The organism is Aeromicrobium sp. REDSEA-S32_B7 (assembly GCF_001626145.1).
GTDB classification, from domain to species: Bacteria; Actinomycetota; Actinomycetes; order Propionibacteriales; family Nocardioidaceae; genus Aeromicrobium; species Aeromicrobium erythreum.
Map to the genome: position 1 here is coordinate 1 of NZ_LUNF01000124.1, position 8,433 is coordinate 8,433.

Annotated in this window: 15 protein-coding genes; 6 read left to right on the top strand and 9 right to left on the bottom strand. The window is 73.8% G+C overall.

Annotated features, from left to right (window positions below; all coding sequences use genetic code 11):
* The 7 genes from A6Q79_RS08990 to A6Q79_RS09020 all read right to left on the bottom strand — a co-directional run.
* Nucleotides 1-188 (bottom strand): hypothetical protein (locus A6Q79_RS08990; RefSeq protein WP_317697867.1); only part of this gene is annotated, 188 nt, incomplete at its 3' end.
* A 5-nt stretch (nucleotides 189-193) separates the two neighbouring features.
* Nucleotides 194-511 (bottom strand): DUF6286 domain-containing protein, encoded by a 318-nt coding sequence (locus tag A6Q79_RS08995; protein WP_317697869.1) that lies wholly within the window; start codon nucleotides 509-511, stop codon nucleotides 194-196.
* Nucleotides 512-724: 213 nt separating this feature from the next.
* Nucleotides 725-1,123 (bottom strand): Asp23/Gls24 family envelope stress response protein, encoded by a 399-nt coding sequence (locus tag A6Q79_RS09000; RefSeq protein WP_286689849.1) that lies wholly within the window; start codon nucleotides 1,121-1,123, stop codon nucleotides 725-727.
* Nucleotides 1,116-1,295, bottom strand: coding sequence for a DUF2273 domain-containing protein (locus tag A6Q79_RS09005; protein ID WP_067859894.1), 180 nt, complete (start codon nucleotides 1,293-1,295; stop codon nucleotides 1,116-1,118). The genes A6Q79_RS09000 and A6Q79_RS09005 overlap by 8 nt, the downstream gene beginning before the upstream one ends.
* Before the next feature lie 41 nt (nucleotides 1,296-1,336).
* Nucleotides 1,337-1,657, bottom strand: a complete 321-nt coding sequence (locus A6Q79_RS09010; RefSeq protein ID WP_286689850.1) for a hypothetical protein — start codon at nucleotides 1,655-1,657, stop codon at nucleotides 1,337-1,339.
* On the bottom strand, nucleotides 1,654-1,977 hold the full coding sequence (locus A6Q79_RS09015) for an Asp23/Gls24 family envelope stress response protein (protein WP_067859897.1): 324 nt from the start codon (nucleotides 1,975-1,977) through the stop codon (nucleotides 1,654-1,656). Before A6Q79_RS09015 ends, A6Q79_RS09010 begins: the two co-directional genes overlap by 4 nt.
* A complete protein-coding gene (locus tag A6Q79_RS09020) occupies nucleotides 1,974-2,414 on the bottom strand; it encodes an Asp23/Gls24 family envelope stress response protein (protein ID WP_067859900.1) in 441 nt (146 codons plus the stop codon). Before A6Q79_RS09020 ends, A6Q79_RS09015 begins: the two co-directional genes overlap by 4 nt.
* Nucleotides 2,415-2,564: 150 nt before the next feature.
* Between A6Q79_RS09020 and A6Q79_RS09025 the strand changes: the two genes are divergently transcribed.
* Genes A6Q79_RS09025 through A6Q79_RS09035 form a run of 3 tightly spaced genes read left to right on the top strand, consistent with a single transcriptional unit; the run spans nucleotide 2,565 to nucleotide 4,080 of the window.
* A complete protein-coding gene (locus A6Q79_RS09025; protein WP_289017694.1) occupies nucleotides 2,565-3,185 on the top strand; it encodes an RNA polymerase sigma factor in 621 nt (206 codons plus the stop codon).
* On the top strand, nucleotides 3,182-3,700 hold the full coding sequence (locus tag A6Q79_RS09030; protein WP_286689852.1) for a hypothetical protein: 519 nt from the start codon (nucleotides 3,182-3,184) through the stop codon (nucleotides 3,698-3,700). The genes A6Q79_RS09025 and A6Q79_RS09030 overlap by 4 nt, the downstream gene beginning before the upstream one ends.
* Nucleotides 3,697-4,080 (top strand): SRPBCC family protein, encoded by a 384-nt coding sequence (locus A6Q79_RS09035; protein ID WP_286689853.1) that lies wholly within the window; start codon nucleotides 3,697-3,699, stop codon nucleotides 4,078-4,080. Before A6Q79_RS09030 ends, A6Q79_RS09035 begins: the two co-directional genes overlap by 4 nt.
* Nucleotides 4,081-4,093: 13 nt before the next feature.
* Here A6Q79_RS09035 and A6Q79_RS09040 read toward each other — a convergent pair whose 3' ends face one another.
* Complete coding sequence (locus A6Q79_RS09040) at nucleotides 4,094-4,696, bottom strand: flavodoxin family protein (protein WP_067859910.1); 603 nt, start codon at nucleotides 4,694-4,696, stop codon at nucleotides 4,094-4,096.
* 175 nt (nucleotides 4,697-4,871) lie between these two features.
* Between A6Q79_RS09040 and A6Q79_RS09045 the strand changes: the two genes are divergently transcribed.
* Both A6Q79_RS09045 and A6Q79_RS09050 read left to right on the top strand, forming a co-directional pair.
* On the top strand, nucleotides 4,872-5,438 hold the full coding sequence (locus tag A6Q79_RS09045) for a TetR/AcrR family transcriptional regulator (protein ID WP_067859913.1): 567 nt from the start codon (nucleotides 4,872-4,874) through the stop codon (nucleotides 5,436-5,438).
* Between the two features lie 79 nt (nucleotides 5,439-5,517).
* Nucleotides 5,518-7,005, top strand: coding sequence for an MFS transporter (locus tag A6Q79_RS09050; protein ID WP_286689854.1), 1,488 nt, complete (start codon nucleotides 5,518-5,520; stop codon nucleotides 7,003-7,005).
* Between the two features lie 11 nt (nucleotides 7,006-7,016).
* Here the strand turns inward: A6Q79_RS09050 and A6Q79_RS09055 are convergent, their stop codons facing one another.
* Nucleotides 7,017-8,189 carry a DUF4185 domain-containing protein gene (locus A6Q79_RS09055; protein WP_286689855.1) on the bottom strand — a complete coding sequence of 391 codons (1,173 nt, stop codon included), beginning with the start codon at nucleotides 8,187-8,189 and terminating at the stop codon, nucleotides 7,017-7,019.
* Nucleotides 8,190-8,244: 55 nt separating this feature from the next.
* On the opposite strand from A6Q79_RS09055, the gene A6Q79_RS09060 reads away from it, so the two are divergent.
* On the top strand, nucleotides 8,245-8,433 hold a 189-nt coding region (locus tag A6Q79_RS09060), incomplete at its 3' end, for a hypothetical protein (RefSeq protein WP_317697881.1).

Genomic DNA, 8,433 nt, shown 5'->3' on the forward strand with positions numbered 1-8,433 from the left:
CCCCACGCCACGGCGGGGTTCTCGAGCGCGTCGGCGACGCGCGTGGTGCTGCTGGTCGCGGGGAGCGTGCTGCCGGAGACCTCGCGTCCGGACCACCACCACAGGCCGGCGAGCCCAGCGGCGGCCAGCAGCGCGACGAGCACGAGGGTGGCGAGACGGTCGATGAGGAGCGTGGTGCGACTGACCATGGTGCTCAGCCCTTCTCGGGTCGGATGGTGACGTCGACCCGCGGGGTGGGGTCGACGGCGGAGCAGACGCGCTCCGCGCGGGCACGGACGGCACCCTCGAGCTCGCTCTCGCGGTCGCTGGTGGCGACGGAACGAGCCACCACCTTCACGCGCCGACGCCGGACCGAGACGTCGGCGTCGGTGACGCCGTCGGTGCCGTCGATCGCGGCGCGGACGACCCGCACGAGGTCCTGGCGACGCAGGTGCACGCCGCTGCTGGCGCGCAGCGCCAGGGTGCGGCGCGGTCGGGGCTTGAGCGCCACCGGCAGCAGCAGCACGGCCACGACCAGTGCGAGCTGCCCGACACCGAGCCGAGCTGCACGAGCAGGTGCTGGACCGCGACGACGGCCAGGCCGACGAGCGCGAGGGCGATCAGCTGGGCGACGAGGGGCGACGCGCCCGTGCCGGCGGGCGACTTCGCCGCCGCGAGCGGGCGGGTACCCGTCGGGGAGGGGGTCTCGGAGGTCATGCGGGGTCCTTCGGTCGAGTGGGAGAGGTCAGACGACGCGGCGGGTGGGGGCGTCGAGGTGCACGACGTCGGCGACCGTGACGTCGACACGGCTCACGGTGACGCCGACGAGGGTGTCGACGCGCTCGGTGACGTGCGCGCGGACCCGCTCGACGAGCGGCGCGAGCGGCGTCGGCCAGGTCGCCGCGACCTCGACCGTGATCGACGACGTCTCGCCGGCGACCGTGGCCTCGGCGTGCGGCAGGCCCTTGCGGACGAGCTTGGTCCAGCCCTTGCGGGTGTCGACGACGGCCTCGATCTCCGAGGCCGCGATCGACGCGACCCGGCTCACGACGCCGTCGGCGATGGTCGTGCGGCCGCGGTCCTCGGGGGCGGGCAGCGGTGCCCGCTCCTGCGCGACGGGGGCGAGGGTGGCCGTGTCAGCCACGGTCGCGCCGTCCGAGCAGGCCGGAGAGGTCGACCTCCCCGTCGACGTGGCCGCCGACGAGGTAGCCCGCGCCGCCCAGGACGAGGGCGAGCAGGAAGCCGAGGAAGCCGCCGGTCGCGATGGCGATGGCGAGCAGGAGGCCGGCGATGAGGCCGACGGTGGAGGTGGTCATGGGGTGTCTCCTTGGTGCCGGGATGGGGGTCGTGCGAGGGGTCAGAGGTCGATGTAGCGGCGGCGACGCGGCCGCCGCGTCGGGCGGCGCAGGGCCGCCCGGAGGGTGTGGAGCACTCGAGGCAGGGGCCTCGGGTCGGACGGCTCGGGGCCAGAGCTTCGGGGGCCCGACCGCTCGAGGAACGCGTAGCGCCGGTCGAGCGCCGCCAGCCGGACCTGCAGCTGCTCGGCGTCACCTCCGGCGTCGGGATGGTGGCGACGCACCAGGGCGCGACGGTCGCGACGCCACTGCTCGCGCAGTGCGGCGTCGGCCGGACCCGCGAAGCGGTGTCCGGTCGGTCGCGCCCCGGTGCTGCCGCTCACGACGCGGTCGTGCCGTCCGGGACGACGTCCTCGACGACCACGCGCACGGGTGTGTCGACGAGCGGCGACACGACCGAGCGAACGGCGTCGGCCAGGTCGCGCAGCCGGGTGCCCATCGTCGCGACGACGTGCACCTCGGTGTCGCCGTCGCGCAGCCGGACCCCGGTGACGCGACGACCGGGCAGGTAGGTCGCCACCTCGCCGAACGAGCCGGCGTGCAGCCCCGCGACCCCGGGCACGCCCAGGGTCGCGGACGCCACCTGCTCGGCCACCGTCGCTCCGGTGTCGGCGGGCTCGGGCGTGTCGGCGGGGGTGGTCACTGGACGCGCGGCTCGCCGGCGGTGTCGTCGGCGCCCTCGTCGGACTCGATGTGGATGTCCTGCACCTCGATGTTGACCTCGACGACGTTGAGGCCGACCATGCGCTCCACCGCGTTGATCACGTTGGTGCGGATGCCGTTGGCGAGGTCGGCGATGGAGACGCCGTACTCCGCGACGAGCTGGATGTCGATGGCGGCCTCCTTCTCGCCCACCTCGACGGAGATGCCCTGCGAGTGGTTGGTGGAGGAGCCCGGGATGCGCTCACGGATGGCGCCGACGGCGCGGGCGGTGTTGCCACCCAGCGCGTACACGCCGGAGACCTCGCGCGTCGCGATGCCGGCGATCTTCGACACGACGGTGTCGGCGATGGAGGTACGACCCTGCGTGCTGTCCAGGTCGCTGGAGGTGGTGGTCTTGGCGACGGCCTTCTCGCTCACGTCATCAGTCCTGTTCTGTGTGGTGGGGTGGATCGATCGAACAACCGTGAGAGTCACCCCGCACGCCGAACGTCACGGTGATGTGACCGACGTCACGGTGTGAGTCCGTTCGAGGTGCGCCCCTCCCCACGCGGTGGGACGGTCGGAGCGATGACCAGGGGGACGGACGACGAGCGGGTGCCGGGCACCGACGACGGGAGCGCCCGTCCGTCCGACAACGCGCTCGCCCGCCGCGCCGGCCTTGGCGACCGGGCGGCGTTCGAGGAGCTCTTCGCCCGCCTCTTCCCGGCGACGCTGCGCTACGCGACCCGTCTGCTCGACGGCGACGAGAGGTCGGCGGAGGACGCCGTGCAGGACGCGTGGATCACCGCGTGGCGCGCTCTGCCCGACTTCGAGGGCCGCTCGAAGGTGCAGACGTGGCTGTTCACGATCGTGCAGCGCGAGGTCTACCGACGCCGTCGCCGCACCCGCCCCCTGGCGGTCGACGACCGCATCCTCGAGCCCCTCGGCCGCGACGACGCCGACCGGCTCGGCGCCGCGCGTCGCCTCGACCCCGAGCAGGAGGCCGAGCTCGGCGACCTCTGGCGCACGCTGGACCTGGCCCTGGGGGAGCTACCGTGGACCCAGCGCGCGGCATGGACCCTCCGTGAGCTGGAGGGCTTCTCCTACGCGGAGATCGCCCAGGTGCTCGACACGACTCCGACCGTGGTCCGCGGACAGCTGCACCGCGCCCGACGAAGTCTCGCGATCCGGATGGAGCAGTGGCGATGACGAACCCCGACGTGCCCGACCTCGACCGCTCGAGCGGCGAGCGTGCCCTCGACGTGGCGACCGACCAGCTCCGCGACCAGCCGGCGAGCCCGCACGTCGCGCAGGCGGCCGGCCGCGTCCTCGCCCGGGCCCTTGCCGCCCCCCGTCGGGCGAGCACGATCGAGACCGCCGACCCGCTGCTGCAGGTCTCCTCGGTCGCGCTCGTGGCGCTGCTGCGCTCGGCGCTCGGCGGCGAGGTCGCCGACGCGGCCGTGCGACGCATCCGGCTCGACGTCCGCGACCGCGGCCGCCTGCACGCCGTGTACGTGGAGCTCGTGGCGCGCTACGGGACGTCGGTGCCGGAGTCCACCGAGGCGACGCACGCCGTGACCCGGCGCGTCCTGACCCAGACGCTCGGGACGGGGCCGGCACCGGGCGCCGACGACGTCACCCAGCACGTGCACGTCAGCGACGTCACCCACGGGGACCCGCACCTGGCGGAGCCGCTCGACGAGGATGAGGTGGGCGACGCGTGAGACAGCTGACCGTGCACCGCCACATCGACGCCGAGCCCGACATCGTGTGGTCGCTGCTCGTCGACCTCGACGCGTGGCCTCGCTGGGGCCCGTCGGTGCAGCACGCGAGCCTCGACGACGAGGCGCCGCTCGGCCTCGGCAGCACCGGCCACGTCCGCACGGCCGTCGGTCTCTCGCTCCCCTTCGCGATCACGTCGTTCGAGCCGGGGCGCGCCTGGGCCTGGTCGGTCGCCGGTGTGCCCGCGACGACGCACGCCGTGCGTCCGGAGGTCGACGGCTGCCGGCTGTCGATGGGTGCCCCGCTGTGGGCGCCGGCATACCTGCCCGTGCTGGCCGCGGCGCTCGTGCGGATCGACCGGCTGGCCACCGCGCGCCGCTGACCGCGGCAGAAGGTCAGGCGGGGTACGGCTCGCGGGAGAGCAGCCGGGCGAGGTGCACGGCATTCGCGGCCGCCGTGCGCAGCGTGCTGAGCGTGGCCTCGGGGGTCTCGTCGAGGTCGTTGTAGTCGACCGTGTGCATGGCCTCGCCGTTCCAGTACGTGCCGCCCTGCGCGGGGATCGTCAGGCCGCAGTCGTCGAGCGCCTGGTACAGGTCGGCCGTGATCTTGTGCGCGCCGTCCTCGTTGCCGACGACCCCCACGAGCGCGACCTTCCCGTAGAGGATCGGGTTCCCGTCGTCGCGCGTCTCGGACAGCTCGGCGTCGAGCCGCTCCAGCACGCGGTTCGCGACGCTCGACATCTGCCCCACCCACGTCGGTGTGACCACGACGATCACGTCGGCGTCGAGCAGCTGCCGACGGATCGCCGGCCACTCGTCGCCGTCGCCCATGTCGGTCTCGACACCGGGCTTGACGTCGAGGTCGACGACCCGCACGGCGGTGCCGACGACGTCGTGCTCGGCGAGGGCGTCGAGGTACTGCTGCGCCATCAGGGCGCTGCTCGACGGCGCGTCGCCGGGCTTGAGGGTGCAGTTCAGTGCGAGGGCGGTGAGGGGCACGGGGACTCCATCGGTCGAGGGAGCCGACGTCACGCCGGCTCCCTCCCGACGTACCCGCCCCGTGCGGGACGAACCGTCACGGGACGGCCGACCCTCGCACCCGGCCGCCCCCGCGGGGTGAGACATTGTGGTCTCATGTGAGACACTCCTGTCTCACGACGACCCGGGGAGTGCGATGACACCCGACGAGATCCTGGCTGTCGCCCAACGGCAGCTCAACGCCGACCCCACGTCGTCGATGGCCGACATCGCCCGAGCCGCCCACATCGGCCGCGCGACGCTGCACCGCTACTTCGCCGGACGCGACGAGCTGCTCCTCGAGATCGGCACTCGCTCCCTCGACCGCTGGGAGCAGCGTCTCGACGAGGCAGCGGTCGAGGACGTGGCCGCCGGCGGCGACGGCGGCCTCATCCGGAGCACCGTCGAGCAGCTGCTCGAGCGCTTCACCGACGACTCCGACGACTTCGGCTTCGCCCTCACCGACCACTTCCTGACCGTCGAGCCGGGACTCGCCGCCCGCGCCGAGGCCCTCCACCGGCGCGAGGTCGTGCTCTTCGCCGCCGGACAACGGGCGGGCGTGCTGCGCGACGACGTCAGCGCCGCCTGGCTGTCGACCGCCGGCTACGGCCTTCTCGTCGCCGCCCGCGAGGCCATCCGGGTCGGCGACGTGCCGCGACGCGGCCTTGGCGCCCTCGTCTCCTCCTTCTTCCTCGACGGAGCCTCTGCCCGTCAGCACGACTGAGGCTCCGCACTCCCCACCACGAAGCCTCCGCACTCCGCCACCACGAAGCCTCCGGCTTCGGGAAAGCCTCGGTGACACCGTGACCACCTCTCCCTCCCCCACGACCCCCGCCGTCGACCACCCGCGCCGCTGGGCCGGTCTGGCCGTGCTCGCCGCCAGCCTCCTCGTGGTGGTCATGGACATGACGATCCTCAACGTCGCGCTGCCGGACCTGGCCGCCGAGACCGACGCCAGCGCTCTGCAGCAGCTGTGGATCGTCGACGCGTACGCCCTCGTCCTGGCCGGCCTGCTCGTGCCCGTCACCGCCCTTGCCGACCGCGTCGGTCGCAAGCGCATGCTGCTCACCGGCTTCACGATCTTCGCCGTCGCCTCCACGGCCGCGCTCTGGGTCGACGACGCATCGGCCGTCATCGCGCTGCGTGTGGCCCTCGGCCTGGGCGGCGCCATGATCATGCCGTCGACCCTGTCGCTCATCCGCACGCTCTTCACCGACCCGCGCGAACGCGCCTACGCGCTCGGCATCTGGGCCGCGATGGCCTCCCTGGGAGCGGCCGTCGGCCCGGTCGTCGGAGGCGCGCTGCTCCAGGCGTGGAGCTGGCACGCGGCCTTCCTCGTGAACGTGCCCGTCATGGTCCTCGGCGTCGCGTTCGGCATGTGGCTGCTGCCGGAGAGCCGCTCGGCGCGACCCGGCCGCATCGACCCGTTCGGCGTGGTCCTCACGGTCGCCGGCATGGTCACGATGGTCTACGGCGTCAAGGAGCTCGGCAAGGACGGGTTCAGTGGAGTCACCCTGGTCTGCGTCGTCGCGGGCATGACGATGCTGGCCCTCTTCGTGCGACGCAGCCTGCGCCAGGACGCCCCCATGCTCGCGGTCTCGCTGTTCCGCAGTCGCATCTTCCGCGGCGGGGTGGTCGCCGCGCTGGCGAGCAGCATCGCCATGATGGCGCTGCTCTTCGTCGGCTCGCAGTGGCTCCAGCTCGTGGAGGGCCACGGTCCGCTCCTGGCGGGCGTCGCGCTGCTGCCGCTCGCCGTCGGCGGCCTGGTCGCCTCCCCGCTCGCCCCGCGGATCGCCGCCCGCATCGGCGCCCGACGGGCGGTGGTGCTGGGCATGGTCCTGCTCGGCGCAGGACCGCTCCTCATCTTCGCGGCGCCGCAACCGCTCTCCTACGTCGTGGTCGGCCCGGCACTGCTCGTGGTCGGCGTGGGGACGGGTGCGCTCGCGCTAGCCTCGGCCCTCATCATCGGCAGCGCACCACGCGACCAGGTCGGCTCGGCGTCCGCCGTCGAGGAGATCTGCTACGAGTTCGGCGCGGTCATCAGCATCAGCGTGCTCGGCGGCCTCGTCGCCGCGCTCTACCGCAGCGGGCTGCCCGGCGACGCCACCGACGCGACCCGCGAGTCGCTCGCCCTCGCGCTCGACACGCCGGTCGCCGCAGCCGCCCAGGCCTCCTACGCCGAGGCGTTCGGCTGGGTCGGCCTCGCCGCCGGGCTCGTCATGCTCGCGGCAGCGTGGCTCGTGCACCGGCTGCTCCCCGCCGACCTCGACCTCGACGCGCTCGAGCACTAGCGGGGCGGACGTCAGCGCGGCAGCGGGATCCGCAGGAACCGCGGGCGGTAGACGAACGGGTCGCGCGCGACCTCCGCGAGGTCGGTGTCGTTCTGGCTGTAGGAGACGACGACCGACCCTCGCTCGGGCAGCAGGTCGGGGTGGGCCAGCGGCATGTACCGCAGGCGACCGTCGGGCTCGCTGGGGATCTGGGCGACCGGGGCGCTCGGGGTGAACGGCCCGGTCGGTCGCGACGCCGACCACACGACGAGGTCCTTGCCGAGGAACTCGTCGCGCTTGCTCACCGCGTACCAGCGTCCGCCTCGCTCGAAGACGCTGAGCGTCTGCGAGACCCCGCCCTCGGCCGGGACCAGGGTGGCCAGCTCGGAGGCGTCGCGGGTCCATGCCCGACCGTTCCAGTAGCGGTAGCGGTCGGGGCGCAACACGTCGTCGGGCCGCACCCGCGCCACGTGCAGGCTGAACCCGAACACCAGGCCGCGACCGGGACGCGCCGTCCCGTAGAGGTAGACCCAGCCGTCGGACACGGCCGTCGCGGCGCCCCACGTCGGACGACGGGGGTCGTCGTCGTCCGGGCCGACGTCGCGCACCCCGAGCAGCTGGGGCGTCCGCCCGCGCTCCACGACGAACAGCGCGACCGCGGGCCCCAGGTTGTCGAACGCGAGCGGGCCGTCGGGAGCGTCGGCGCCCTTGACGCGCTGCGCCGACACACCCACCAGGTCGTAGCCCGGTCGCTCGATCTTGGCGACCGACATCGGCCAGTAGCCGACGCCGTCGGCCCGGTCGGGGATGAGCGCGCCGTGGTCGGCGGGCAGCACCACCTGTGCGCAACCTGGCTCGAACACGAGCATCGAGTTGCGCACGAAGCGCTGGCCGTCGAAGTCGGCCGACCGGAGGGTGTCGCCGAAGAGCCAGAGCCGCCGCCCGTCCTGCAGGGTCACGTCGGCGCCGACGTCGGCGCCCTGGAACGCCCCCGAGCCACGGACCTGCGTGACGAGCCGGTTGAGGTCGGGTACCGAGCGGACAGGCTCGATCGGCAGGCAGCGGGTCTCGCTCGCCTCGGGCACCGTCGGCGCCGACGGCGGGTCGGCCCGGCCCGAGAAGGCGACGAGGGACAGCATGAGCAGGAGCGCCGGCCCGGTGACGGCCGCCACCCGGATCCGCCACGGCACGCGCTGCACTCCCACGGCACCACGATGTCACGGCGACGGGGCGGGCCCTGGCGTGACCTACAGTCGGCGCGTGAGGGGTCGCGTCTGGGTGCCGCTGGTGGTCGCCGTCGCCGTGCAGCTGGCCGGCGTGGTCGCGGTCTTCGCCTGGGTCGCGGGCGACGACCTGCACGAGGCGCCGCTCGGCGTGGTCGCGCCGGCCGTGGTCGGCCAGACGCTCGCCGAAACGAAGGGTCTCCATCTTCGCGGCCTCCCACTGGCC